This window comes from Stenotrophomonas sp. RIT-551 (genome assembly GCF_026241915.1).
Classification (GTDB): Bacteria; Pseudomonadota; Gammaproteobacteria; order Xanthomonadales; family Xanthomonadaceae; genus Stenotrophomonas; species Stenotrophomonas bentonitica_A.
In genome coordinates, this window is sequence record NZ_JAPJIU010000001.1 from 506,435 (window position 1) to 532,267 (window position 25,833).

At 67.2% G+C, this 25,833-nt stretch carries 25 protein-coding genes; 19 read left to right on the forward strand and 6 right to left on the reverse strand.

Features of this window, described 5'->3' with window-relative positions; genetic code table 11:
• Positions 1-53 precede the first annotated feature (53 nt).
• On the forward strand, positions 54-1,166 hold the full coding sequence (locus ORK51_RS02140; RefSeq protein WP_019183654.1) for a PLP-dependent cysteine synthase family protein: 1,113 nt from the start codon (positions 54-56) through the stop codon (positions 1,164-1,166).
• Between the two features lie 118 nt (positions 1,167-1,284).
• Positions 1,285-3,318, forward strand: a complete 2,034-nt coding sequence (locus tag ORK51_RS02145; protein ID WP_266083746.1) for a M3 family metallopeptidase — start codon at positions 1,285-1,287, stop codon at positions 3,316-3,318.
• Between the two features lie 136 nt (positions 3,319-3,454).
• Here ORK51_RS02145 and ORK51_RS02150 read toward each other — a convergent pair whose 3' ends face one another.
• Entirely contained in the window at positions 3,455-4,255 is an 801-nt protein-coding gene (locus ORK51_RS02150) for an SDR family oxidoreductase (protein WP_266083748.1), read from the reverse strand.
• Positions 4,246-4,824 (reverse strand): DUF1415 domain-containing protein, encoded by a 579-nt coding sequence (locus ORK51_RS02155; protein WP_266083749.1) that lies wholly within the window; start codon positions 4,822-4,824, stop codon positions 4,246-4,248. The genes ORK51_RS02150 and ORK51_RS02155 overlap by 10 nt, the downstream gene beginning before the upstream one ends.
• Positions 4,825-5,034: 210 nt before the next feature.
• Between ORK51_RS02155 and ORK51_RS02160 the strand changes: the two genes are divergently transcribed.
• The 3 genes from ORK51_RS02160 (at position 5,035) to ORK51_RS02170 (ending at position 8,829) form a co-directional block, all read left to right on the forward strand.
• Complete coding sequence (locus ORK51_RS02160) at positions 5,035-6,498, forward strand: benzaldehyde dehydrogenase (RefSeq protein ID WP_261998104.1); 1,464 nt, start codon at positions 5,035-5,037, stop codon at positions 6,496-6,498.
• A gap of 14 nt (positions 6,499-6,512) precedes the next feature.
• Positions 6,513-7,640 carry an NAD(P)-dependent alcohol dehydrogenase gene (locus tag ORK51_RS02165; RefSeq protein WP_070425977.1) on the forward strand — a complete coding sequence of 376 codons (1,128 nt, stop codon included), beginning with the start codon at positions 6,513-6,515 and terminating at the stop codon, positions 7,638-7,640.
• An 88-nt stretch (positions 7,641-7,728) separates the two neighbouring features.
• The gene (locus tag ORK51_RS02170) at positions 7,729-8,829 is read left to right on the forward strand and encodes a helix-turn-helix domain-containing protein (RefSeq protein WP_261998103.1); all 1,101 of its coding nucleotides are present in this window, start codon (positions 7,729-7,731) and stop codon (positions 8,827-8,829) included.
• A gap of 204 nt (positions 8,830-9,033) precedes the next feature.
• Here the strand turns inward: ORK51_RS02170 and ORK51_RS02175 are convergent, their stop codons facing one another.
• Positions 9,034-9,516 carry a YajQ family cyclic di-GMP-binding protein gene (locus ORK51_RS02175; RefSeq protein ID WP_266083751.1) on the reverse strand — a complete coding sequence of 161 codons (483 nt, stop codon included), beginning with the start codon at positions 9,514-9,516 and terminating at the stop codon, positions 9,034-9,036.
• A gap of 77 nt (positions 9,517-9,593) precedes the next feature.
• Here ORK51_RS02175 and ORK51_RS02180 point away from each other — a divergent pair, with 77 nt between their 5' ends.
• The 5 genes from ORK51_RS02180 (at position 9,594) to ORK51_RS02200 (ending at position 13,092) form a co-directional block, all read left to right on the forward strand.
• Positions 9,594-10,490 (forward strand): DMT family transporter, encoded by an 897-nt coding sequence (locus ORK51_RS02180; protein ID WP_266083754.1) that lies wholly within the window; start codon positions 9,594-9,596, stop codon positions 10,488-10,490.
• A gap of 144 nt (positions 10,491-10,634) precedes the next feature.
• A complete protein-coding gene (locus tag ORK51_RS02185) occupies positions 10,635-11,642 on the forward strand; it encodes a methionine ABC transporter ATP-binding protein (protein ID WP_019183663.1) in 1,008 nt (335 codons plus the stop codon).
• Complete coding sequence (locus ORK51_RS02190) at positions 11,639-12,328, forward strand: methionine ABC transporter permease (RefSeq protein WP_019183664.1); 690 nt, start codon at positions 11,639-11,641, stop codon at positions 12,326-12,328. Before ORK51_RS02185 ends, ORK51_RS02190 begins: the two co-directional genes overlap by 4 nt.
• A 253-nt stretch (positions 12,329-12,581) precedes the next feature.
• Positions 12,582-12,779 (forward strand): type II toxin-antitoxin system RelE/ParE family toxin, encoded by a 198-nt coding sequence (locus ORK51_RS02195; protein WP_429000602.1) that lies wholly within the window; start codon positions 12,582-12,584, stop codon positions 12,777-12,779.
• A 10-nt stretch (positions 12,780-12,789) separates the two neighbouring features.
• A complete protein-coding gene (locus ORK51_RS02200; RefSeq protein WP_266083758.1) occupies positions 12,790-13,092 on the forward strand; it encodes a HigA family addiction module antitoxin in 303 nt (100 codons plus the stop codon).
• A gap of 9 nt (positions 13,093-13,101) precedes the next feature.
• Here the strand turns inward: ORK51_RS02200 and ORK51_RS02205 are convergent, their stop codons facing one another.
• A complete protein-coding gene (locus tag ORK51_RS02205; protein WP_019183667.1) occupies positions 13,102-13,713 on the reverse strand; it encodes a lipocalin family protein in 612 nt (203 codons plus the stop codon).
• Positions 13,714-13,918: 205 nt separating this feature from the next.
• Between ORK51_RS02205 and ORK51_RS02210 the strand changes: the two genes are divergently transcribed.
• The gene (locus ORK51_RS02210; protein WP_083279926.1) at positions 13,919-14,245 is read left to right on the forward strand and encodes a hypothetical protein; all 327 of its coding nucleotides are present in this window, start codon (positions 13,919-13,921) and stop codon (positions 14,243-14,245) included.
• Positions 14,246-14,279: 34 nt separating this feature from the next.
• Positions 14,280-16,376 carry a prolyl oligopeptidase family serine peptidase gene (locus ORK51_RS02215; RefSeq protein WP_070425972.1) on the forward strand — a complete coding sequence of 699 codons (2,097 nt, stop codon included), beginning with the start codon at positions 14,280-14,282 and terminating at the stop codon, positions 16,374-16,376.
• A 167-nt stretch (positions 16,377-16,543) separates the two neighbouring features.
• Here the strand turns inward: ORK51_RS02215 and ORK51_RS02220 are convergent, their stop codons facing one another.
• Entirely contained in the window at positions 16,544-17,740 is a 1,197-nt protein-coding gene (locus ORK51_RS02220; RefSeq protein ID WP_266083762.1) for a pyridoxal phosphate-dependent aminotransferase, read from the reverse strand.
• A gap of 111 nt (positions 17,741-17,851) precedes the next feature.
• Between ORK51_RS02220 and ORK51_RS02225 the strand changes: the two genes are divergently transcribed.
• The 7 genes from ORK51_RS02225 to hslU all read left to right on the forward strand — a co-directional run bounded on the left by ORK51_RS02225 (position 17,852) and on the right by hslU (position 24,958).
• Positions 17,852-19,969, forward strand: a complete 2,118-nt coding sequence (locus ORK51_RS02225; protein WP_261998247.1) for a S9 family peptidase — start codon at positions 17,852-17,854, stop codon at positions 19,967-19,969.
• Positions 19,970-20,201: 232 nt separating this feature from the next.
• Positions 20,202-20,447 (forward strand): LPS translocon maturation chaperone LptM, encoded by a 246-nt coding sequence (gene lptM / locus ORK51_RS02230; protein ID WP_019183672.1) that lies wholly within the window; start codon positions 20,202-20,204, stop codon positions 20,445-20,447.
• A complete protein-coding gene (dapF, locus tag ORK51_RS02235; RefSeq protein ID WP_019183673.1) occupies positions 20,440-21,294 on the forward strand; it encodes a diaminopimelate epimerase in 855 nt (284 codons plus the stop codon). Before lptM ends, dapF begins: the two co-directional genes overlap by 8 nt.
• Positions 21,291-21,968, forward strand: coding sequence for a DUF484 family protein (locus ORK51_RS02240; protein WP_019183674.1), 678 nt, complete (start codon positions 21,291-21,293; stop codon positions 21,966-21,968). Before dapF ends, ORK51_RS02240 begins: the two co-directional genes overlap by 4 nt.
• 22 nt (positions 21,969-21,990) lie before the next feature.
• Positions 21,991-22,881 (forward strand): tyrosine recombinase XerC, encoded by an 891-nt coding sequence (gene xerC / locus ORK51_RS02245; protein WP_019183675.1) that lies wholly within the window; start codon positions 21,991-21,993, stop codon positions 22,879-22,881.
• Positions 22,882-22,972: 91 nt separating this feature from the next.
• Positions 22,973-23,524, forward strand: coding sequence for an ATP-dependent protease subunit HslV (gene hslV / locus ORK51_RS02250; protein WP_019183676.1), 552 nt, complete (start codon positions 22,973-22,975; stop codon positions 23,522-23,524).
• Between the two features lie 60 nt (positions 23,525-23,584).
• Entirely contained in the window at positions 23,585-24,958 is a 1,374-nt protein-coding gene (gene hslU / locus ORK51_RS02255) for an ATP-dependent protease ATPase subunit HslU (RefSeq protein ID WP_261998246.1), read from the forward strand.
• Between the two features lie 61 nt (positions 24,959-25,019).
• On the opposite strand, the gene ORK51_RS02260 is transcribed toward hslU, so the two are convergent.
• Positions 25,020-25,688: a TetR family transcriptional regulator gene (locus tag ORK51_RS02260; protein ID WP_070471919.1), complete on the reverse strand. Its 669-nt coding sequence runs from the start codon at positions 25,686-25,688 to the stop codon at positions 25,020-25,022.
• Positions 25,689-25,833 lie beyond the last annotated feature (145 nt).

The window sequence follows — 25,833 nt, forward strand, 5'->3', positions numbered from 1 at the left end:
GGCCGGGCCACGTGACAGGTAGAATGGTGTGTCTTCCTGACCAGCGTTCATCCATGTCCCAGCGTGAATGGGTGGCTGCGGCCATCCGCAAGATCGACGCCGATTTCAACCGTTCGGCCGATACCCACCTGATTCCGATGGACCTGCCCGGGTTCGAGGGCATCGACCTGTATTTCAAGGACGAGTCCAGCCACCCGACCGGCAGCCTCAAACATCGCCTGGCACGCTCGCTGTTCCTGTATGCACTGGCCAATGGCTGGCTGCGTGAGGGGCGCCCGGTGATCGAGGCCTCCAGCGGCTCCACGGCTGTGTCCGAGGCGTATTTCGCGCGGCTGCTGGGCCTGCCGTTCATTGCGGTGATGCCGGCCACCACCTCCCCGGAAAAAATCGCGGCGATCGAGTTCCACGGGGGCCGCTGCCATCTGGTGGAGCGCGCCTGCGACCTGAACGCCGATTCGGAAACGCTGGCCCGCGAAACCGGCGGCCATTTCATGGACCAGTTCACGTACGCCGAGCGCGCGACCGACTGGCGCGCCAACAACAATATCGCCGAATCAATCTTCAAGCAGATGGCCGAGGAGCCGCATCCGGTACCCGAGTGGATCGTGTGCAGCCCGGGCACCGGCGGCACGGCGGCCACGCTGGGCCGCTACGTGAGCTACCGCCGCCATGACACCCGCATCCTGTGCGCGGACCCGGAAATCTCCGTGTTCTATGATGGCTACTGCGCTGCGCTGGCCGGGCAACCCTGGCGTGAGCTGACCTGCAGCGGCGGTTCGCGGGTGGAAGGCATCGGCCGGCCGCGGGTGGAATCGAGCTTCATTCCGACCAGCGTCGATGCGATGGTCAAAGTGCCCGATGCGCTGAGCCTGGCCGCGATGCGCCACGTCAGCCGCCAACTGGGGCGCCGCGTGGGCGGCTCCACCGGCACCAACTTCATCGGCGTGCTGCAGGCCGCGCAGCTGATGCGCGATGCGGGCCGCAGCGGCTCGATCGTGACCATCCTGTGTGACAGCGGTGACCGCTACGCACACAGCTACTACAACCCGGAGTGGTACCCGAAACAGGCCATCGACGTGGACGGCGCCGATGCGGTGCTTGCGGCCGCGGTGGCGGGCAAGGGGCTGCCGGTGCTGCCGTGCGTCTCGCTGGAAGCGCTGTACTGAGCGGGGCGCCCGGGCGGGCGTGAACCGGGCCCATCGGCGTACCCCGGGGGCTTGTGTGGGGTGGGGGGCAATGCCATATCGTGGGGCGATGCCGCTGCAGCGGCCCCGTTGTCTGGAGATGCCTGTGACCCCCACCAATCCTCTGCTCGATTTTTCCGGCCTGCCGCGTTTCGATGCGATCCAGCCCGAGCACATCGCCCCGGCAATCGATGCCCTGCTGGCCGACGCCGAAGCCGCGGTGAAAACCGCCGAAACGGTCTCCCCGGTCACCTGGGCGAGCTTCGCCGAGCCGCTGGATGACGCCACCGAGCGCCTGTGGCGCGCGTGGGGCCAGGTGGGCCACCTGCAGGCCGTGGTCAACACCCCGGCGCTGCGTGAGGCCTACAACGCCAACCTGCCCAAGGTGACGCGCTTCGGCAGCGCGCTGGGCCAGAACCTGGCGCTCTACCAGCAGTACCGTGCCCTGGCCGACGCGCCCGAAGCGGCGCAGTACGACGCGGCACGCCGCAAAGTGCTGGAGAACGCGCTGCGCGATTTCCGCCTGGGCGGTGCTGAACTCGATGACGCCGGCAAGGCGCGGTACAGCGCGATCCGCGAGGAGCTGTCCGCGCTGTCGGCGACGTTCTCGCAGAACGTGCTCGATGCGACCGATGCCTGGTCGCTGCACGTGCAGGACCCCGCCGAGCTCGCCGGCCTGCCGGACGATGTGATCGCCGCGGCCCGCGCTGCCGCGGAGAAGGAGGGCCTGGCCGGCTGGAAGCTGACCCTGCAGATGCCGTGCTACATCCCGGTGCAGACCTACGCCGAACATCGCCCGCTGCGCGAAGCGCTGTACCGCGCCAATGCGATCCGCGCGTCTGAATTCGGCGATGCCACGCTGGACAACAGCGGCAACATCGATCGCGTACTGGCGCTGCGCGCGGAGCTGGCCACGCTGCTGGGCTTTGCCAACTACGCCGAGTACTCGATCGCCACCAAGATGGCCGAGGATGCGCCGCAGGTACTGGGCTTCCTGCGTGATCTTGCCGCGCGTGCCAAGCCGTACGCGCAGCGCGACCGTGCCGAGCTGGAGGCCTTCGCGCGCGACGAGCTGGGCATGGCCGCGCTGGAGGCGTGGGACCTGGCGTTTGCCGCGGAGAAACTGAAACAGGCGCGTTACAGCTATTCCGAGCAGGACGTGAAGCAGTACTTCACCGAGCCGAAGGTACTGGACGGCCTGTTCAGTGTGATCCGCAGCCTGTATGGCCTGGCGGTGCAGCCGGACAGCGCGCCGGTGTGGCATCCGGATGTGCGCTTCTTCCGCGTGGTCGATGCGCAGGGCGCGCTGGTCGGCCAGTTCTATCTGGATCTGTACGCGCGCGAAGGCAAGCGCGGTGGCGCGTGGATGGACGATTGCCGCAACCGCCGCGAGACCGCCGCCGGCGTGCAGACGCCGCTGGTGTACCTGGTCTGCAACTTCGGCAAGGGTGCACAAGGGCAGCCGGCCACCTTCAGCCACAGCGATGTGACCACGCTGTTCCATGAGATGGGGCACGGCCTGCATCAGTTGCTGACCCGCATCGGTGAGCTGGGCGTGGCCGGCATCAACGGCGTGGAGTGGGACGCGGTGGAACTGCCGAGCCAGTTCATGGAGAACTTCTGCTGGGAATGGGACCGCGTGCAGGCGATGACCGCACACGTGGCCACCGGCGAGCCGCTGCCGCGTGCGCTGTTCGATCGCATGCTGGCCGCACGCAATTTCCAGAGCGGCATGTTTACCGTTCGCCAGCTGGAATTCGCGCTGTTCGACATGCAGCTGCACAGCGAGTTCGATCCGACCCAGGACAGCGTGCAGGCGCTGTTGGAACGCGTCCGCGATGAAGTGGCCGTCAACCGGCCGCCGGCGTGGAATCGCTTCCCCAACCAGTTCAGCCACATTTTTGCCGGTGGCTATGCGGCCGGCTACTACAGCTACAAATGGGCCGAGGTGCTCAGCGCCGATGCTTACGCCGCGTTCGAGGAGGCCCCGGACAACGTGACCGAGACCGGCCGGCGCTTCCGCGATGAAGTGCTCTCACGGGGCGGCAGCCGCAGTGCGGCCGAGAACTTCGCCGCCTTCCGTGGCCGCGCGCCGACAGTGGACGCGCTGCTGCGGCATAACGGGATGGTGTGATTCCCCGATGTGGTAGTGCCGGCCGCTGGCCGGCTCGGCACCCTGCCCACGGGTGGGGTGTCATGCAGCGTGAGGAGCCAGCCAGCGGCCGGCACTACCGGGCAGCGGGATCGCGTGCGCTGCCGCGGCACGTTGATCACTCCGCGTAGATCATCTTCCGGCTCATGCCGCCGTCGACGATGTGGTCCTGGCCGGTGATGAAGCCGGCCAGGTCCGAGAGCAGGAAGACCGCCAGTGCGCCGATGTCCGGCGGCTGGCCAACGCGGCCGACCGGGTGCTGCGCATGATCGCGACGGGACAGTTTGGGCGTGCGTCGCCGTGAGGGCGCCTGCCAGGCATCGGTGGTGATCCAGCCGGGGCTGATGCTGTTGACCCGCACGGCCGACCCTTCGCTCAACGCCAATGCATGGGTGAAGGCGACCAGCCCGCCCTTGGCCGCGGCGTAGGCTTCACTGTCCGGTTCGGACTGCCAGGCACGCGTGGAAGCGATGTTGATGATCGCCCCGGCATGCTCGCGCAGGGCGGGCAGGGCATGCTTGCTGCACAGGAAGGCGCCCTGCAGGCTGGAGAGGCGGCGTTGCCACTCGGCCAGCGGCATCTGCGCCAGGGGCGTGCCATGGGCACTGGCGATGCCGGCATTGTTGACCAGGCCATCCATGCGCCCGAAGCGCTTCAGCGTCGCCTTCATCAGTGCCTGCACGCTGCGTTCGCTGGCCACGTCCGCGCGTTGGAACGCCGCGCGCTCCGGCAGCGCCCACTCCTTCAGGCAGGCCTTGCCGGCATCGGCATCCAGGTCGGCGATCATCACGCTGCCGCCCGCGCCGAGCACCGATTGCGCGATGCCGCGGCCCACGCCCTGCGCACCCCCGGTAATCACCACCACGCGGTCGCGCAGCGGCTGTGCCGGCCAGTCAAGGAGGGGCGGGGTCAGTGACACGGCGGCATGTCGTTTCGGCCCAGCAGGCGCGTCCAGCCTTCGATGCCGAGTTTGTCCAGCGTCTCGATGTTGCGCTCCACGATCACGTCCGGATCCGGGAAGGCTGCCACCGCGCGCTCGACGCTGTCTTCGCGCAGCAGGTGCAGGGTCGGGTAGGGCGCGCGGTTGGTGTAATTGCTCACGTCATCCGGGGCCACGCCGGCGAACTGGTACTGCGGATGGAAGCTGGCCACCTGCAGGATGCCCTGCAGATCCAGGGCCTCGATCGCTGCATCGGCGTTGTCGAGGAAGTCGTTGTACTCCAGGAAATCGGTCAGCACGTCCGGGTGCACGATCAGGGTGGTGTCGATCTGCTCGGCCGGGGTGTCGCGCAGCAGGATCAGCTCTTCGGCCAGTTCCTCGACCAGCGCCTCCGGCGTGGTCGCATCGCTGAGCACGAACCGCACCTGGTCCTTCACGTACACCGCCTTGGCGAATGGGCACAGGTTCAGGCCGATCACGATCTGCTCCAGCCATTTCCGGGTCTCGGCAATGGGGTCGCGGGTGGCAGTGAGGGAGGCATCGTTCATGGCGGGCGGGGTCGCTGGCGGGGCCGTTGATTGTACGGCGCGCCGGTGAAGTGGACGCCCGATCGGCTCCACTGTCCATTAACTGGACACCGGTCATGCTGGAAATTCCTTATCCGGCAATCACTTGCAGTGATCCGTCCAGCGGCCAATAGGCAGTGGCCGGCTGCGGGTATCCAATGGCCGGGTACACGACGCAAGGAGTTCTCAGTGATGGCAACACATGCATTCCTGCCGACGGCCACGTGGTCCGGCAAGCTGTTCGATGGCCAGTGGGCCGCGGGTGCCGGCACCCAGGACGTGGTCGAGCCGGCGACCGGCGAGCGCCTGGGCGAGATCGCGATGGCCGACCCGGCACAGATCGCGCGCGCCGCCGCCACCGCCGCCAAGGCGCAGCGCGACTGGGCCAGCGCCCCGTATGACACCCGCGCGCAGGTGCTGCGCCGCGCGGCGCAGTTGGCCGAAGAACACAACGACGAGATCGTGCAGTGGCTGGTCCGCGAAAGCGGCTCCACCCAGCTCAAGGCCGGTTTCGAGGCCAAGGTGAACACCAAGGCGCTGCATGAAGCCGCGGCACTGCCCTCGCGCAGCATCGGCGAGGTGCTGCCGTCCGAACCGGGCCGTTTGAACCTGGCGCGCCGCCGCCCACTCGGCGTGGTCGGCGTGATCTCGCCGTTCAACTTCCCGCTGTACCTGGCCATGCGTGCCGTGGCCCCTGCGCTGGCGCTGGGCAACGCGGTGGTGCTCAAGCCCGATCCGCGCACCGCCGTGTGCGGTGGCTTCGTGATCGCGCGCCTGTTCGAACTGGCCGGGCTGCCGGCGGGCCTGCTGCACGTGCTGCCGGGTGATGGCGCCGCCGGTGCGGCGCTGACCAGTGACCCGAACATCGCGATGATCCAGTTCACCGGCTCCACCGGCGCGGGGCGCAAGGTCGGCGAAGCGGCCGGCAAGCACCTGAAGAAGGTATCGCTGGAACTGGGCGGCAAGAACTCGCTGATCGTGCTCGACGATGCCGACATGGATCTGGCCATCGCCAATACCGCGTGGGGCGTCTACCTGCACCAGGGCCAGATCTGCATGGCCACCGGCCGCGTGCTGGTCCAGCGCAGCATCCATGCGCGGTTCCTGGAAAAGCTGGTGGCCAAGGCCAAGTCGCTCAAGGTCGGCAATCCGGCCGATGGCGAGGTGGCGATCGGGCCGCTGATCAACGCCCAGCAGCGTGACCATGCTGCGCGCATCGTTGCCGAAGCGCAGGCGGCTGGCGCCACGCTCGCGACCGGCGGTGGGTACAAGGACCTGTTCTTCGAGCCGACCGTGCTCAGCGATGTGAGCCGCGACAACCCGGCCTTCCACGAAGAGATCTTCGCACCGGTCGCGGTGGTCGTGCCCTTCGATACCGATGATGAGGCGGTGGAGCTGGCCAACGACAGCGAGTACGGCCTGTCGATGGCGATCGTGTCGAGCAATGTCGGCCGCGCACTGAAACTGGGCGAACGGCTGCGCACCGGCCTGCTGCACATCAACGACCAGACCGTGAACGATGAGGTGATCAATCCGTTCGGTGGCGTCGGCGCCTCCGGCAATGGCACCAGCATCGGTGGCCCGTCCAACATCGACGAGTTCACCCAGTGGCAGTGGATGACCGTCAAGGGCGAAGCGCCCGCCTACCCGATCTGATCCAGGAGACCCTCATGACCGCAACAGCAGAACTGCGCGACATCACCGTGGCCGTGGTGCGCGAAAAAGAACAGCCTTTCACGATCGAGAAGGCGCGCATCCGTGGGCCGCAGGACGATGAAGTGCTGGTGCGCGTGGTCGCCACCGGCCTGTGCCATACCGACCTGATCGTGCGCGACCAGTACTATCCCGTGCCGCTGCCGGCGGTGCTCGGCCATGAAGGTGCGGGCATCGTCGAAGCACTCGGCCCGGGCGTGAAAGACCTCAAGGTTGGCGACCATGTCGTGCTGACCTACGGCGCCTGCGGCCACTGCAATCCCTGCAGCGGCGGCCACGGCGCGTACTGCAAGGATTTCTTCGGCCTGAACTTCGGCGGCGGTGCACTGGACGGTTCCACCGCGATCCAGGACCCGGACGGCAAGCCGCTGCACGATCACTTCTTCGCACAGTCTTCGTTCGCCACCTACGCCCTGAGCCGCGAGAACAACGCGATCAAGGTGCCCGACGATGCGCCGATCGAACTGCTCGGCCCGCTCGGCTGCGGCATCCAGACCGGCGCCGGTGCGGTGATCAACTCGCTCAAGGTGACCGCCGGCAGCAGCTTCGCCAGCTTCGGTGCCGGCGCGGTCGGCCTGAGCGCGGTGATGGCCGCGCGCGTGGCCGGTGCGACCACGATCATCGCCATCGATGTGGTGCCGTCGCGCCTGGAACTGGCCAAGGAACTCGGCGCCACCCATGTGATCAACAGCCGCGAGGTCGACGTCGTCGACGCCGTGCGCGAGATCACCGGCGGCGGGGCCAACTTCGCCCTGGAATCCACCGGGCGCCCGGACGTGCTGGCACAGGGCATCGAGGCGCTTGGGGGGCTGGGCGTGATCGGCGTGGTCGGCGCGCCGAAGCTGGGCACCAAGGCCGAGTTCGACGTCAACAACCTGCTGCTGGGTGGGCGCAGCATCCGCGGCATCGTTGAAGGCGACAGCGTGCCGAAGGTGTTCATCCCGCAGCTGGTGCAGCTGTACCAGCAGGGCCGCTTCCCGTTCGACAAACTGGTGAAGTTCTACCCGCTGGACCAGATCAACCAGGCCGCCGAGGACAGCACCCGCGGCGTGACCCTCAAGCCGATCCTGACCATCGGCGGGTGAAACGCTCCGTCGCAGGCATGCGTGCCTGCGACGACGCAGCAGTCAGCTTTGCCGGAGTAGGCTGTCGGTCCGAGGTGGAGATCGACCGATGGCCGCGATGGTTCTGGAACAGCAGCAGGTATTGGCCGCCGCCCGTCAGCGCTTTGCCGAGGGCGGCGCGCTGATGGACAGCGTGGTCAGCCCGCCGGTACTGCGCTCGTGGGAGCGTTCGCGCCAGGCCGGCGTACAGCCGCGGCAGGCGCCGTACTACGCGCCCCTTGCCGCGGGCGCCACCCGTCTGGACGACCCGGCCGACCGCCGCCTCGCACGCTGTGTGCGCGAGGACATGGACCACCTCTGGGCCGCGTTCGGTGGCCGCCAATGGACCCTGTTCTGCGTCAACGCCGAGGGCCTGGTTGTCGCCCAGCGCGAACATGGCCTGGCCGACGTGCCGGTCCTGCGTCCGATCCAGATCGGCCGCCGCCTGCGCGAGATCGACATCGGCACCACCGCACCGGCCTGCAGCCTGGCCGAAGACGCGCCCGCGCTTGTACGCGGCAACGAACACTACCTGGATCGCTTCGCCGCCGTGTTCTGCCTGAGCGTGCCGCTGCATGGGCTGGATGGTGAAGTGCTGGGGGCCCTGGACATCACCGGCACCGGCGAGCGCGATGCCGAGCTGCTGCACGGCTACTTCCGCCAGGCCGCTCTCTCGGCCGAAAACCGGCTGATGCAGGACCACCGCCCCTGTCATCTGCTGGCCGTCCAGCACGACGCACGCTGGCTGCACTCACCGCTGCAGGGGCTGTTGGCCATCGAAGAAGACGGACGCGTCCGCGCCGCCAACCGCGTGGCCCGCCGCCTGTTCGGACTCCCGCGCCGCGGGCCCTTGCCGATCCTCACCCTGCACGGCCTGTTTGCCGGCGCCAGCGCCCATCAGCGCCGCCGCCTCCTGCAGACCGGCCCGGCCCACCGGGTCCGCCTGGACGAAGACACGGCCGTGCATGTCCAGTACCTGCGCGGACCACTCGCACCGCATGCCAGCCGCAAGCTCGACGCACAGCCCGTCAACGCCGCCAACGCCTCGCTGCGTGCGCAGAACACACAGCACGTCCGCGACGCCGTGGCCGCCCACCAGGGCAACGTCAGCGCCGCCGCGCGCCAGCTCGGCATCTCACGTACGACCCTGTACAAGCTGATTCGCGCGTAGTGACCCGCGCCCGGCGGTACACACGCCGGAAGCCGCATCTCTTCGATCTGCGCAACGAGGTTGCCGGCCAGCGGCCGGCACTACCGATGGGATATCGCCTGGTCGCCGGCAGGGGCGGGCACGACCGCTTTGCCCGCCCATCCGCCGACGCAGCACACCAGCAATGAATCGCCAGCGCTCTTCGCTACAGCCCTTCGGCCAAGATCAATCGCGGAAATTATCGAACTGCAGCGGAACCTCGAAGGTCTCCTTCCGCAGCAGCGCCATCGCATCCTGCAGATCATCGCGCTTCTTGCCCGTCACCCGCAGCTTGTCGCCATTGATCTGGCTGTCCACCTTCAACTTGGCCTCCTTGATCTTCGCCGCGATCTTCTTGGCCACCTTCTGCTCGATACCCTGCTTGACCGTGATCTTCTGCCGCGCACCGGCCAGATTCGTCTCGATATCCTCGAACTCCAGGCACGCCGCATCGATTTTCCGCGCGATCAAGCGCTGGCGCAGGATGTCCGTCATCTGCTGCAACTGGAAATCGCTCGGCGCGGACTGGTTGATCACGCCGTCCTCCAGCACGAACTTGGCGTCCACCCCCTTGAAATCGAAGCGCGTGGACAACTCGCGGTTGGCCTGATCGACCGCGTTGGTCAGCTCGTGGGTGTCGACTTCGGAAACAACGTCAAAAGAGGGCATCGGAAAACTCCAGCGGGTGAATACCCCATTCTACCAACCCACCATGGACGGCCCGGCCAACCCGGCGATAATGGGTCATGAACACGCAACGCTCCCCCACCCGCGCCGTCGCCTGGATGCTCATGGCCGTGGCCTGCTTCTCGCTGATGGATGCCGGCATGAAGCAGCTGTCGGCCAGCTATCCCACCCTGCAGGTGACCTTCCTGCGCGGCGCGGCGTCGCTGCCGTTCGTGCTGGTCTGGGTGCTGGCCACGGCCGGCCCGCGTTCGCTGGTGCCCAGGCGCTGGGGCCTGCACCTGCTGCGCGGCGTGCTCGGCATGGCGATGATCGGCTGCTTCGTCTACGCGCTGCGCAGCCTGCCGCTGTCCACCGCCTACACCATCTACTTCGTCGCCCCGCTGCTGATCGCCGCGCTCTCGGTACCGCTGCTCGGCGAGCACGTCGGCCCGCGCCGCTGGATCGCCATCGGCATCGGCCTGATCGGCGTGCTGGTGGTGCTGCGCCCCGGCGTTGGCGGGATCATCTCCTTCCCCGGCCTGATGGTGCTGCTCGCGGCCACCGCCTATGCCCTGGGCGCGATCACGGTCAGCATGCTGACCCGGACCGATACCCCGCAGTCGATGGTGGTGTGGTTCCTGGTGATCATGGCCGTCGGCGCCGGCCTGCTCGCGATCCCGGACTGGCAGCCGCTGCAGCTGGGCCACGCGGCCCTGATCGCGGGCATGGGCCTGGCCGGGGCAGGGGGGCAGGTCGCCCTGACCCGGGCCTTCCAGCTGGGCGAAGCCTCGATGATCGCGCCGCTGGAATACACCGGGCTGGTCTGGGTGATCGGCTGGGACCTGTTGTTCTGGGGCGTGCTGCCCGACCAGGTGACCTGGCTGGGCGCGGCCATCATCGTGGCCTCGGGCCTGTACCTGCTGCACCGCGAGCGGGTCCGCCGGGTCGAGCCGCCCAGGCCGCTGGATCATCCCTGAGCCCGGCCGGCACCCGCCAGGCTGACCGGATCACGTTCCCTTAGAACCAAACGGAATATCATTCCGCGCAACCGCACGGGCCAGGGCCGCCCCGCGCTGGTAGGCTGCACGCCCCCTCCCGTCGATGCCCCGGTTGACCGCGAAGTGATCGAGTTCCAGCGCCTGCACAAATCCTATGCCGTCGGCGGCCGCGCGATTGCCGCGCTGCAGCCGCTGGACCTGACCATCGAGGCCGGCGAAGTGTTCGGCATCATCGGCCATTCCGGCGCGGGCAAATCGACCCTGATCCGCCTGATCAACCGGCTGGAGGAACCCACCGGTGGCCGCCTGCTGATCAATGGCGAAGACGTCACCGCGCTCGACGCCGAGGGGTTGCGCGTGCTGCGCCGGAAGATCGGCATGATCTTCCAGCACTTCAACCTGCTGTCCTCGCGCACCGTGGCGGCCAATGTCGCCTTCCCGCTGGAGCTGGCCGGCACGCCGCGCGCGGAGATCGACGCACGCGTGGACGAACTGCTGCACACGGTCGGCCTGGAAGCGCACGCCAACAAATACCCGGCGCAGCTGTCCGGCGGCCAGAAGCAGCGCGTCGGCATCGCCCGCGCGCTGGCCACCCGCCCGCAGATCCTGCTGTGCGATGAGGCCACCAGCGCGCTGGACCCGCAGACCACCGCCTCGGTGCTCAAGCTGCTGGGCAGGATCAACCGCGAGCTGGGCCTGACCATCGTGCTGATCACCCACGAGATGGACGTGATCCGCCGTGTCTGCGACCGCGTCGCCGTACTCGATGCCGGCCACCTGGTCGAAACCGGCCCGGTCACCGAGGTGTTCCTGCACCCGCAGCACCCGACCACCCGCCGCTTCGTCAGCGAGTCCGAGCAGGTCGACGAGGGCGAGCTGCACAAGGATTTCGAGGCGGTGGCCGGTCGCATCGTGCGCCTGACCTTCCTCGGCGCCGATACCTATGAACCGCTGCTGGGGCGCATCGCGCGCGAGACCGGCGTGGACTACAACATCCTGTCCGGTCGCATCGACCGGATCAAGGACACCCCGTATGGGCAGCTGACCGTGTCGCTGGTCGGGGGCGACGTACAGGCCGCCCAGGCGGGCTTCGTTGCCGCCGGTGTCCATCTTGAGGAGCTGCGCCGATGATCCTGGCCACCGCAGGCGGGTTCTTCCGCCACCTCGACGCCGGCAAATGGGCCGATATCGGCCAAGCCACGTTGGATACCCTGCTGATGCTCGGCGGCTCGCTGCCGCTGACGCTGCTGATCGGCCTGCCGCTGGGCGTGCTGCTGTTCCTGACCGGCTCGCCGCAGCTGCACCGCAAGCCGGTGCTGTACGGTTCGCTCGCGCTGCTGGTGAACCTGCTGCGCTCGGTGCCCTTCATCATCCTGATGATCGTGCTGATCCCGCTCACGCTGTGGATGATGGGCACCTCGCTGGGCGTCCGTGGCGCGATCGTGCCGCTGGTGATCGGCGCGGCGCCGTTCTATGCACGCCTGGTCGAGACCGCGCTGCGCGAAGTGGACCGCGGCGTGATCGAGGCGACCCAGGCGATGGGCGCCACCACCTGGCAGCTGGTCACCCGGGTGCTGCTGCCCGAAGCGCGGCCGGGCCTGATTGCCGGTGCCACCGTCACGGTGATTGCGCTGATCGGCTTCACCGCGATGGGCGGTGCGATCGGCTCGGGCGGCCTGGGCGACCTGGCGTTCCGCGATGGCTACCAGCGCTCGCACACCGACGTGGCCCTGGTCACCGTGGTGCTGCTGCTGGTGCTGGTGCAGATCCTGCAGATGATCGGCGACCGCCTGGTCTCGCACTACAGCCGGAAATAACCGGTCGGTACGCCATGCCCAGCGGCGACCGGGCATGGTTTCAGAGTGTGCCGCCCATGGGAGTGCCGGGGCGGCAGCACGCGTTGGTTCTATTGATCAGGTGATCGACCAACGCAGCATTGCGTGACGGACAGCTGTGTTATATTCCGTTTGGCGTAATACGCTGTGCGGAATGATTTAGTCCTTCCGATGCCGCCACACGCTCGCGCTGTTTGCGGGGAGATGCCCGCGCCAATTCCGTGCGTTCCAGTCACTGGCCGAGCGCAAGCTGCAGATGCTGGATGCTGCACAGACCCTACAGTTCCTGCGGTGCCCGCCCGGAAATCGGCTCGAAGCGCTGTACGGTGATCGACGCGGGCAGCACAGCATCGGTATCAACGCGCAGTGGCGGTTGTGTTTTGTCTGGACCGACAACGGTCCGCGTGATGTCGAGATCGTCGATTACCACTGAGGTGCCATCCATGAGCCGCGCCATCAACAATCTCAGGGCCGTCCATCCGGGCGAAATCCTGCGCGAGGAGTTTCTGCTGCCGCTGCAGCTGAGCATCACCGCGCTGGCACGGGCCTTGGATGTGCCGCCGACGCGATTGCACGCCATCGTGCATGAAACCCGTGGCGTAACGGCCGATACCGCAGTGCGCCTGGCGCGTCATTTCGGCGGGGACGCCGCGTCGTGGCTGGCCCTCCAGGCCGAGTACGATCTGAAGACGCTGCCGACCCGTCAGGAAATCGAGCGCAGGGTGCAGCCGCGCGAGGCGGCCTGAGCGCCGCCCTTACCGGACGTTCGGCACTTCAAAGCCCAGCCGGTCCACCTGCTCGGGGTGCTGCGGCACGCGCTTGAGCTTGTCGGTGTTGACCCCGTAATCGTCACGCAGGCGGGTGGCGAGCTCCTTGTAGAGCTCCTTGTCCATGTCCGGCTGGCGCGCGAAGATCCAGGCCATCTCGCGGCCCGGGTAACCCAGCATCGCCCACGAATAGTCCGGCGCGACTTCCAGCACGCGGGTGTGGGTCGGCACGATCTTGTAGAACCAGGTGCGCCAGTTGTGGTTGCCGCTCTTCTCGTCCACCGAGGCGCGGACGGTCAGTTCCTGCTGCGGTTCGGAGAAGCCGTCGCGGTAGCGGTATCTGATCGACACCTTCTGGTCTCCGCGCAGGCGGAACTCATTGACGCTGGCGACGTGGCCGCGCTCGATCGGGTTCGGCACGCGGCCGATCACGTACCAGGTGCCCATGAACCGCTGCAGGTCGATCGGCGCCGCGGCGCTGTCGACCGCGACCGGCGTCGGCGCGGGGTCCGGTTTGGTCTCATGACGGAACGCACAGGCTGACAGCAACGCCAGCGAGGAGACCAACAGGACAGCGCGAAGCGGGCGGTTCGAAGACATGCGGCGGGTGGCTCCAGTGGCTGGCAGGGGCATGGTGGGTGGGACAGCAGAGAACGTCAATGGCGGCGCGGCGGTTGCGTGACCGATTCATGCAGCCTCGGCGCCGGAGGTCCTTGCTGCCGCGGCCGACCGACAAGGTCGCAGCCGGTGAGATGGCCGCGCGGCAAGGTGACGCATCACTTTCGCACGGAGCTGTGTCATGACCCTGTCGTCTTCCCCGCGTTCGTCCGACCGTCCCGATCCGCGCGTGCTGCGCTGCGTCAGGCAGGCCGCCCTGGCCGGGGTCGCCCTGGTCCTGGTCTGGCCCGCCGCACGGGGCCACAGCGAGTGGGTCGGCTGGCTGCCGCTGTGGCTGGTCGGCATGCCCCTGGTGGCCTGGTGGAGCCTGCATCGCTTCCGCCTGCCGCTGCCGGGCCTGCTCACCCGGACCGCCCGCCGCCGTCGTGGGCCGCAGGCGCGGCGCCGCGGTCGCCCGCTGCCGCGACCGGCCCGGCCTGACCTTCGACACGTGAGCCGCAGCCAGACGGTGTGATAGCGTCCCAAGGCTATGAATGCCTGGAGCTGCAATGTCACGATTCGCTTCCGCCTGCCTGGTGGCAGGTCTGATCTCCGCCGGTGCGGCGGGAACCGCCATGGCCGCTGACGCCCCCGCGGACAAGTACGCCTGGCTTGAAGATGTCACCGGCGACAAGCCGCTGGCCTGGGTCAAAGCGCAGAACGCCTCGTCCGAAGGCCGTCTGGCCTCGACTCCGGCGTTCAAGCAGATGGAGACCAGCATCCGCGAGGTGCTCGATTCGGACGCCAAGATTCCCGGCGTACAGAAGATCGGCGATTACTACTACAACTTCTGGAAGGACAAGCAGCACGAGCGCGGCCTGTGGCGCCGCACCACGCTGGCCGAGTACCGCAAGGCCTCGCCGCAGTGGGAAACCGTGCTGGATCTGGATGCGCTGAACAAGGCCGAGGGCGAAAACTGGGTCTGGCACGGCGCCGACTGCCTGCGCCCGGACTATTCGCGCTGCCTGATCGCGCTCTCGCGCGGCGGCGCCGACGCCGACGTCACCCGCGAGTTCGACCTGGCCAACAAGACCTGGATCAAGGACGGTTTCTTCCGCCCCGAGTCCAAAGGTGGCCTGAACTGGATCGACCGCGACACGGTCTTCGTCTACACCGATTTCGGCACCGGCACGATGACCACTTCCGGTTACCCGCGGGTGGCCAAGCTGTGGAAGCGTGGCACGCCGATGGCCTCGGCTTCGGTGGTCTATGAAGGCAAGCCCGATGACATGTACATCGCGGCCATGCACGACGATACCCCCGGTTACGAGCGCAACCTGGTCAGCCGTACGCTGGCCTTCTACAACAACGAGATCTTCCTGCGCGCCGACGACGGCACGCTGACCAGGATCGATGCGCCGAACTCGGCGGAGAAGGGCCTGCGCAAGCAGTGGCTGACCCTGGAGCTGCGCGAGCCGTGGACCGTGGGCGGCAAGACCTATGCGGCCGGTTCGCTGCTGGCCACCAGGCTGGACGATTACCTCGCCGGCAAGCGTGACTTCGACGTGCTGTTCGCCCCGACCGACACCACCTCGCTGGCCGGCACCAGCTGGACGAAGAACCACCTGGTCCTGAACGTGCTGGACGACGTCAAGAGCCGCCTGAGCGTGCTGACCCCCACCGACAGTGGCTGGAAGACGAGTGCCTTCACCGGCGCGCCGTCGTTCGGCACCGTGGCTGTCAGCGCGGTGGATGCCGACGACAGCGATGCGGTGTGGATGACCGTCACCGATTACCTGACCCCGACCACCCTGGCCATCGCCGAGATCGGCAAGCAGCCTGAAGTGCTCAAGACCATGCCGGCGTTCTTCGATGCCGATGGCAAGGTGATCGAGCAGCACTTCGCCACCAGTAAGGATGGCACCCGCGTGCCGTACTTCGTGGTGCACCGCAAGGACATGAAGCTGGACGGTTCCAACCCGACCCTGCTGTACGGCTATGGCGGCTTCGAGATCTCGCTGACCCCGTCCTACTCCGGTGGCATGGGCCGCGCATGGCTGGAGAAGGGCGGCGTATACGTCGTGGCCAACATCCGTGGCGGTGGCGAGTACGGCCCGCGCTGGCACCAGGCGGCGCTCAAGCAGAACCGGCACAAGGCCTATGAAGACATGGCCGCGGTCGCCCGCGACCTGGCCAGCCGCAAGATCACCTCGGCCAAGCACCTGGGCGTGCAGGGCGGCAGCAACGGCGGCCTGCTCACCGGCAACATGCTGACCCAGTACCCGGAACTGTTCGGGGCGGTGGTCATCCAGGTGCCACTGCTGGACATGAAGCGCTACAGCCACCTGCTGGCCGGCGCCTCGTGGATGGCCGAATACGGCAATCCGGACACGGCCGATTGGGAGTTCATCAAGACCTTCTCGCCGTACCACCTGTTCGATGCGAAGAAGACGTACCCGCCGGTGCTGTTCACCACCTCCACGCGCGATGACCGCGTGCATCCGGCACACGCCCGCAAGATGGCGGCCATGATGATCGACGCCGGCAAGGACGTGACCTACTACGAGAACATCGAAGGTGGCCACGGCGGCGCGGCGAACAACGCGCAGGCCGCGCACATGTCGGCTTTGGCCTACAGCTTCCTGTGGGAGCAGCTCTCCAAGTAAGCTCGGGTTGCTCGACGGCCAGGGGCAGTCGAGCAGCCGGCAGGGAGTGAGCCTGCCGCCGACGTTGTAGCCCCCTGGAGCGGACTCCGGGTGGTGGGGCGTCAGGTTGGCTCCACCCCATTTTCAGCGCCACGCAGCGATGCGTGGCGTTTTTTTTCAGGGGTCGCTCAACGCACCCACGTCTCCAGCCCACGCGCGATCCGCCGCACCGCCTCTTCCAGGCGTGGCACTTCCTGCGTGTAGGCCAGCCGCACGTGCGCGTTGGCGCGGTGGTGCCCGAAGTCCAGGCCCGGGGTGAACGCGACATGCTCGGTTTCCAGGAAATGCGTACAGAACGCCTGCGCATCCCCGGTGAACGCACTCACGTCGGCGTAGAGATAGAACGCGCCTTCCGGTTCCACTTCGATCCGGAAGCCGAGCGCCCGCAGCGCCGGCAGCAGGTAATCGCGGCGCTCGCGGAATGCCGCGCGGCGCTGCTCGAAAATCGCGATCGATTCCGGCTCGAAACACGCCAGCGCCGCATGCTGGGCGATGCTGGAGGCGCTGATGTACAGATTCTGCGCCAGCTTCTCCAGCTCCTTCACCGCCTGCGGCGGCGCGACCAGCCAGCCCAGTCGCCAGCCGGTCATCCCGTAATACTTGGAGAAGCTGTTGAGCACGAAGGCGTCATCGTCGACCTGCAGCACGCTGGCCGCGTCCATCCCGTAGGTGAGGCCGTGGTAAATCTCATCCACCACCAGGTGCCCGCCGCGCGACTTCAGTGACTGCGACAGCGCGGCCAGCTGCGCAGCGGAAAGCACGGTTCCGGTCGGGTTGGCCGGAGAGGCGACCAGGGCGCCGACACTCTCGGCATTCCATTGCCGTGCCACCAGTTCCGGCGTGAGCTGGTACGCCGTTTCCGGGCCGACCGGTACCAGCTGCGCGGCCCCTTCCACCAGGCGCAGGAAGTGCCGGTTGCACGGGTAGCCCGGATCGGCCAGCAACCAGTGCTTGCCGGGATCGACCAGCAGGCTGCTGGCCAGCAGCAATGCGCCCGAGCCACCCGGGGTGACCAGGATCCGCTGGGGGTCGATCTGCACCTGGTAGCGATCCTGGTAGAACCCGGCAATCGCCTCGCGCAGCGCGGGCAGCCCGCGGGCGGCGGTATAGCGCGTGTGCCCGGCCGCCAGTGCCGCCTGGCCGGCGCGCACGATCGGGGCGGCGGTGGTGAAGTCCGGCTCGCCGATCTCCAGGTGGATCACATCGTGGCCGGCCTGCTCCAGCGCCTGCGCGCGGGCCAGCAGCGACATCACGTGGAAGGGTTCGATTTCCTGGCTGCGGCGGCTGTAGCCGGTGCCGGTCGGGGGCGTGCGGGAAGTGTCCATGGCCTGATGATAGGCGCAGTGACCAACGACAGGCTTGCTGCTGGCCCACCCGGCGGCACAGACTGCACGGACACGGACGCCATTGCATTCCCCCGCCAGGAGCCTTATCTCGTGAAACCCGCCCTTTGTTTACTGGTTGCCAGCCTCATGACCTCCAACGTGCACGCCGCCCCCGCGCTGACCCCGCCCGACGCCGAGAAGCACCCGCACACGGTGAAGGCTCCCTTTGGCGCGACCCGCAGCGATGATTACTACTGGCTGCGCGACGACAAGCGCGAAGACAGGAAAATGCTGGCGTACCTGAACGCGGAGAATGCCTATACCGACCAGGTCGTGGCGCCGCTCAAGCCGCTGGAAGACACGCTCTACAAGGAGATCGTCGCCCGCATCAAGCAGGACGATGCCAGCGTGCCCTCGCGTGACCGCGGCTACTGGTATTACACCCGCTTTGAAACCGGCAAGGACTACCCGATCCAGGCACGCCGCAAGGGCAGCATGGAGGCGCCGGAAGAAATCCTGCTCGACATCAACACGATGGCCGAGGGCAAGGGCTACTTCAACGTGGGCGATGCCGATGTCAGCCAGGACAACCATCTGCTGGCCTGGGCCGAAGATGATGTGGGCCGCCGCCAGTACGTGATCCGTTTCAAGGACCTGCGCACCGGTGAAGTGCTGCCGGACCGTATCGAGAACGTCTCGCCCAACGTGGTCTGGGCCGATGACAACCGCACCCTGTTCTACGTCGAGAACGATCCGGAGACGCTGCTCACCGTGCGCGTGAAAAAACACGTGCTGGGCACCCCGGCGAGCAGTGACGTGCTGGTCTACGAAGAGAAGGACGACAGCTTCTACATGGGCGTCGGCCGCACCCGCGATGATCGTTTCCTGACCATCGAACTGCACAGCACGGTCAGCTCGGAAACGCGCTACGCCCCGGCCGCCGATCCGCAGGCATTCAAGGTGCTGGCACCGCGTGCACGCGACGTGGAATACGACGCCGACCACTTCAACGGCCGCTGGGTGATCCGCACCAACGATGCTGATGCGAAGAACTTCAAGATCGTCACCGCACCCAGCGATGCCACCACGCGCAGCCAGTGGAAAGACTGGGTCGCGCACGATGATGCGGTACTGATCGAAGGCTTCGAGCTGTTCGATGGCTTCACCGCGATCGCCGAGCGCTCCAATGGGCTGGAGCGCGTGCGCCTGCTGTTCCCGGATGGCCGCCAGGACTACGTCAAGGCCGACGAGCCGGCCTATTCGATGGGGCTGGCCGCCAACAGCGAACACGATACGCCGTGGCTGCGGTACGCCTACACCTCGCTGACCACCCCGACCACCACCTACGAGCTCAACACCGTCACCGGTGAGCGTCGCCAGCTCAAGCAGCAGCCGGTGATCGGCTATGACCCGTCGCAGTACACCACCGAGCGTGTATGGGTGACGGCCCGCGATGGCGTCAAGGTGCCGGTGTCGCTGGTCTACCGCAACGGTTTCAAGAAGGACGGCACCGGCGCGCTGTACCAGTACGCCTACGGCAGCTACGGCATGTCGATGGATCCGGGCTTCAACCAGACCGTGGTCAGCCTGCTGGATCGCGGCGTGGTGTATGCCATCGCCCACATCCGCGGCGGCCAGGAAATGGGCCGTGCGTGGTATGAGGACGGCAAGCTGCTCAAGAAGCAGAACACCTTCAACGATTTCGTCGATGTCACCCGTGAGCTGGTCCGCCAGGGCTATGCGGCCAAGGACCGCGTCGCCGCCTCCGGTGGCAGCGCCGGTGGCCTGCTGATGGGCGCGGTCGCCAACCAGGCACCGCAGGATTACCGCGTGATGGTCGCCCAGGTGCCGTTCGTGGATGTGGTCACCACCATGCTCGATGCCAGCATCCCGCTGACGACCAACGAGTACGACGAGTGGGGCAACCCCGAGCAGCGCGAGTACTACGACTACATGCTGAAGTACTCGCCGTACGACAACGTCGCCAAGCAGGCCTATCCGGCCCTGTATGTCGGCACCGGGCTGTGGGATTCGCAGGTGCAGTACTGGGAGCCGGCCAAGTGGGTGGCCAAGCTGCGCGATGACAACACCGGTCACTTCCCGATCGTCTTCCGCACCAACATGGAAGCCGGCCACGGTGGCAAGTCCGGCCGCTTCCAGCGCTATCACGAGCTGGCCGAGTCGTATGCGTTCGTGCTCGACCAGCTGGGCGTGACCCGGACTCCGTAATGGCAGCCGCCGGCCGCCGGCCGCCGGAGGACGACGATGGCTGCTGCCCGGCCAAGGATCGTCAACCGCTCCGGTAGTGCCGGCCGCTGGCCGGCACCGCCCGGGCCCAGCAGGAGGCGGGGCTGCCGGTCAGCGCCGGCACTGCCGGGGTGCTTCCAGGGGCGCGATGTCTGCGCGGCCTGTTCATCCAGCCAGCACCCAAGCGCCCAAAGGGCGCGGCTATACTCAGGGCATGAAGACATCCCCCCGTACCCTCATCTCCCTGACGCTGGCTGCCTCGGCGCTGCTGGTGCTGTCGGCCTGTGGCAACAAGGGCCCGCTGGTCCTGCCGCAGAAGCCGGTCCCGGTCGAAGAACAACTGGTCGAACCGGCCGCCGACGACGCCACGCCGCCGGCCGCTGACGCCGATACCGATTCCCCGGTGGTTCCCGATCCCGTTGAAGCCCCGGCGCTGAAGGCCAATGACGGGAATGAGTAAGGCAAGCACGTCCGCGGCGCTGCGTTTCACCAAGATGCATGGCGCCGGCAATGATTTCGTGGTGTTGGACCTGCGCGATGGCAGCGCACCGCCGGATGCCGCACTGGCCGCGCGCCTGGCCGATCGCCATACCGGCGTGGGTTGCGACCAGATCCTGACCATCGAACCGCCCAAGGCCGAGGGCTCGGTGGCCTCCTACCGGATCTGGAATGCCGACGGCAGCCGTTCGGAGCAGTGTGGCAACGGCGCGCGCTGTGTCGCTGCCTGGCTGGTGCGCGATGGTGCGGCCACTGGCACCACGTTCGCGATCGACAGCCCGGTCACCACGCACGCGGTTGAGCGCCTGGGCGAAGACCAGTACGCGGTGGCGATGGGCGTCCCGCGTTTCGAGCCGGAGAACGTGCCGCTGATCGGCTTCGCCCGCGCCCGCGAAGAGTATCTCTTGCCGCTGCAGGGGGACACGGTGCGTTTCGGCGCGGTGTCGATGGGCAATCCGCACGCGGTCATCGAAGTGGGCCTGGTCGATGCCGCCCCGGTCGAACGCCTGGGTCCGTTGCTGCAGCAGCACGCCTCGTTCCCGAAGTCGGTCAACGTCGGCTTCGTGCAGGTGCTCGGCCCGCAGCATGCGCGCCTGCGCGTGTACGAGCGCGGTGCCGGCGAAACCCTGGCGTGCGGCAGCGGCGCGTGCGCCGCAGCCGTGGTGATGATGCAGCGCGGTCGCCTGCAGCGCGATGCCACGATGTCGCTTCCGGGTGGCGATCTGCGCATCCGCTGGCCGGCCGATGATGCACAGATCGTGATGTCCGGACCCGCAGCCTTCGTCTTTGATGGAGAGTGGAACGCATGAGCGACACCGCCGAGAAAATCGGATCGCACGAAGTAGCCGCCTGGCTGCGTCGGCATCCGACCTTCCTGAAACAGTTCCCGGACCTGGCCCTGACCCTGGTGGTGCCGCGTGATGACGGCCCCACCGCGTCGCTGGCCAGCTACCAGCTGGAAGTGCTGCGCGACAAGAACCGTGAGCTGTCGCGGCGGCTGGCCGATCTGGCCGCCAATGCGCAGATCAACGAGCGCCTGGCGGTCCGCACGCACCAGCTCACCCTGGCGCTGATGAAACAGGACTCGGCGGCCGATACCCTGCGGGCGATGGCCGCCTCGCTGGAAGAAGATTTTGCTGGCGATCTGGTCCGGCTGATCGTGCTGCACCCGGTTGCGGGGCTGGAGCAGGCGCCGTGGCTGCAGGTGATCGAGGAGAGCAGCCCGTTGCTGGGGGTGTTCCGCGATTGCCTGAAAGACGGCGAGCCGATCTGTGGCCGCCTGCAGCCGGAAAAAAATACCGTGCTGTACGCGGGGCGTGCCGAGGAAGTGCAGTCCAGCGCGCTGCTGCCGCTGCCGGGCGTCGGCCTGATCGCGGTGGGCAGCCACGACGGCAACCGGTTCTACCCCGGCATGGGCACGTTGTTCCTGCGCATGATGGGCGAGTCGCTGGTCGTGGCCCTGCAGCGTTTCCCGTCGCCCTGACATTCCCTTGAGCGGAGCCGTCGTGAGTACCGCGCAGGACTTCCTGTCGCATCTGCAGGTGGAGCGCCGGATGTCGGCGCACACGCTGGATGCCTATCGTCGCGACCTGGACGCCTTGGCGGCGTGGTCGGACGGGCAGGGCGCCATCATCGACACGCTCGACAGCGCGCAGCTGCGCCAGTTCATCGCGGCCGAGCACCGGCGTGGCCTGTCGCCCACCTCGCTGCAGCGCCGGCTCTCGGCGTGCCGCAGCTTCTATGCGTGGCTGCTCAAGCACCATCGCATCGCGGCCAACCCGGCCACCGGCCTGAAAGCGCCGAAGGCACCGCGCAAGCTGCCGCAGGTGCTCGATGCCGATGAAGCCGTGCAACTGGTCGAACTGCCCACCGATGCACCGCTCGGCCTGCGCGATCGCGCGCTGCTGGAGCTGTTCTATTCCTCCGGGCTGCGCCTGAGCGAGCTGTGCGCGCTGATCTGGCGCGACCTGGATTTCGATACCGGCCTGGTCAACGTGCTGGGCAAGGGCAACCGCGAGCGCCGGGTGCCGTTCGGCTCGCATGCACGCACCGCGCTGCAGGGCTGGCGGGCCGAGAGCGGCGGCGCGGCGACCGCGCCTGTGTTCCCCGGGCGCAAGGGCGGGCCGATCACCCAGCGCGCCGTGCAGATCCGCATCCGCCAACTGGCCCAGCGCCAGGGCCTGTTCAAGCACGTACACCCGCACATGCTGCGGCACAGCTTCGCCAGCCACATCCTGGAATCCTCCGGTGATCTGCGCGGCGTGCAGGAGCTGCTCGGTCACGCCGACATCGCCACCACGCAGATCTACACCCACCTGGATTTCCAGCACCTGGCCAAGGTCTACGATGCGGCCCACCCGCGCGCCAAGCGGCGCAAGAGCGGCAACGAAAGCTGAATCGATCCGCTGCGGCATCCGGGCGCAGGGCAGGGCGGGTTGAAGCGTCGGGCACAGACCCCACCTCAGTCTTTGTCACCCCGGAGGCTCCATGGACCCCAGTCAGAACCCCAACGTATTTCATGCCACCACCATCATCTCGGTGCGCCGCAATGGGCATGTCGCCGTCGCCGGCGATGGCCAGGTCACGCTCGGCCACACGGTGATGAAGGGCAACGCCCGCAAGGTGCGCCGCCTGGGTCGCGAGGGCCAGGTGCTGGCCGGTTTCGCCGGTGCCGCCGCCGATGCCTTCACCCTGTTCGAGCTGTTCGAGGCCAAGCTGGAAAAGCATGGCCAGCTGCAGCGCGCTGCGGTGGAACTGGCCAAGGATTGGCGCACCGAGCGCCGCCTGGGCAAGCTTGAGGCATTGCTCGCCGTCGCCGACAAGGACACCTCGCTGATCATCAGCGGCACCGGTGATGTGATCGAGCCCGAAGACGGCATCATCGCGATCGGTTCCGGTGGTTCCTACGCCCTGTCGGCCGCCCGCGCGCTCATGGCGCACACCGAACTGGATGCCCGCACGATCGCCACCGAGTCGATCAACATCGCCGGCGACATCTGCATCTACACCAATCGCAACGTGGTGGTCGAGGAACTGTAAGCGTAGTGCCGGCCGCTGGCCGGCAACCTCGAAAAACCCAATTCATCCGTGAGCACACCCATGCCGCACAAGATTGAAGTTTCTTCCGCCACCATGACCCCGCGCGAAATCGTGCAGGAACTGGACCGGCACATCGTCGGCCAGCACGACGCCAAGCGCGCGGTCGCCATCGCGCTGCGCAACCGCTGGCGCCGCATGCAGCTGCCGACCGAGCTGCGCAACGAAGTGATGCCCAAGAACATCCTGATGATCGGCCCGACCGGCGTCGGCAAGACCGAGATCGCGCGTCGCCTGGCCACGCTGGCCAATGCACCGTTCGTCAAGGTCGAAGCGACCCGCTTCACCGAGGTCGGCTATGTCGGCAAGGATGTGGAGCAGATCATCCGCGACCTGGCCGACACCGCGGTCAAGCTGTACCGCGAGCAGGCCAAGGTGCGCGTGCGCACGCAGGCCGAAGAACGCGCCGAAGACCGCATCCTGGATGCGCTGCTGCCGCGCCGCAGCACCGGCATCGGCTTCGACGCCGAAGCCGCGCGCAACGAACCGTCCGCGCAGGACAACGAGACCCGCATCAAGTTCCGCCGCATGCTGCGCAACGGTGAACTGGACGAGCGCGAGATCGAGCTGGAAGTGTCGGCCAACGTGAGCATGGACATCATGACCCCGCCGGGCATGGAGGAAATGGGCCAGCAGCTGCGCCAGATGTTCTCCAGCATGGGCGGCGCGAAAGCGCAGAAGCGCACGCTGTCGATCAAGGCGGCGCGCCCGCTGCTGATCGAGGAAGAGGCCGGCAAGCTGGTCAACGAAGACGATATCCGCAGCGCGGCGATCGAGGCCTGCGAGCAGCACGGCATCGTGTTCATCGATGAGATCGACAAGGTTGCCAAGCGCGGTGACAACGTCGGTGGTGGCGATGTGTCGCGCGAGGGTGTGCAGCGCGATCTGCTGCCGCTGGTGGAAGGCTCCAACGTCTCCACCAAGTACGGCACGATCAAGACCGACCACATCCTGTTCATCGCCTCCGGCGCGTTCCACCTGGCCAAGCCCAGCGATCTGATCCCGGAGCTGCAGGGGCGTTTCCCGATCCGCGTGGAGCTGGGTGCGCTGAGCAAGCAGGACTTCGTGCGCATCCTCACCGAGCCCAAGGCTGCGCTGACCAAACAGTACGAAGCGCTGCTGCAGACTGAAGGTGTTGCGATGAAGTTCACCGTCGATGCGGTGGATCGTCTCGCCGAGATCGCCTTCCAGGTCAACGAGCGCCAGGAAAACATCGGCGCGCGCCGCCTGCACACTGTGCTGGAGCGCCTGCTGGATACGCTGAGCTATGAAGCACCGGATCGCGATGGCGAAACCATCAGCATCGACCAGGCCTACGTCGACGCGCATCTGGGCGAGCTGGTGCAGGATCCGGACCTCAGCCGCTACATCCTGTAACGGCGCGCAACGATCGGGTGGTAGGAAGAACGGCGGCACTGCGGTGTCGCCGTTTTTTTGCTCAGGCGTCGTCGTCGGTTGGCAGGGCGGTGGGCGGGGCGCCCGGGGTGAATACACCTGGCTGCACGAATGCGCTGAGGATCGCATCCAGCGTCTGCGCGCCATCGCGCTGAATCTCGAACAGCTCCGGTTCCAGCATCGCGCTATACAGCACCCCGGTCAGGCTGGTGCTCACGATGCGCGCCACCGTGTCCACGTCTACCCCCTCGCGCAGCTGTCCCAACTCCCGCGCGCGCTGGAACGCGGCCGCGAAAATACCCAGCTCCTCACGCGATGCCTCCAGCTGCAGCGCCTGCATCGCCTGGCTTTCCACCGACAGATCGTTGCGCAGCATGATTTCCATCATGTTGCGCAGGCGTTCGTCTTCGGCCAGCTCGCGGAAGGAGACCAGCAGCGCCGAGCGCAGGTCCAGGATCGGCGTGTTGCGCTTGGCCGAGGTGGTGCGGCGCATGCGCTCGATGAACGGCACGCGCTCGCGGTCGATCATCGCGGTCAGCACTTCGGCCTTGTTCTTGAAGTGCCAGTACACCGCGCCGCGGGTAAATCCGGCGCGCGCGCCGATCATCGCCAGGCTGGTGCCGGCGACCCCGTATTCATGGAAACAGACCTGGGCCGCATCGAGGATGCCCTCGCGGGTGGCCTGCGCCTCTTCTTTGGTTTTTCTGGCCATTGCGCTGTGCAGTTGCTGGATGAAACCGGCCTGAATTGTACCGCTTTACAAACAAACATGCATGTATGTATATTTGCGCCCCACTGATCCTCAGCGAGGACTGCCTGCGAATGCCGGCGGGTCTCGTTTTGGATATTTGCCGTCA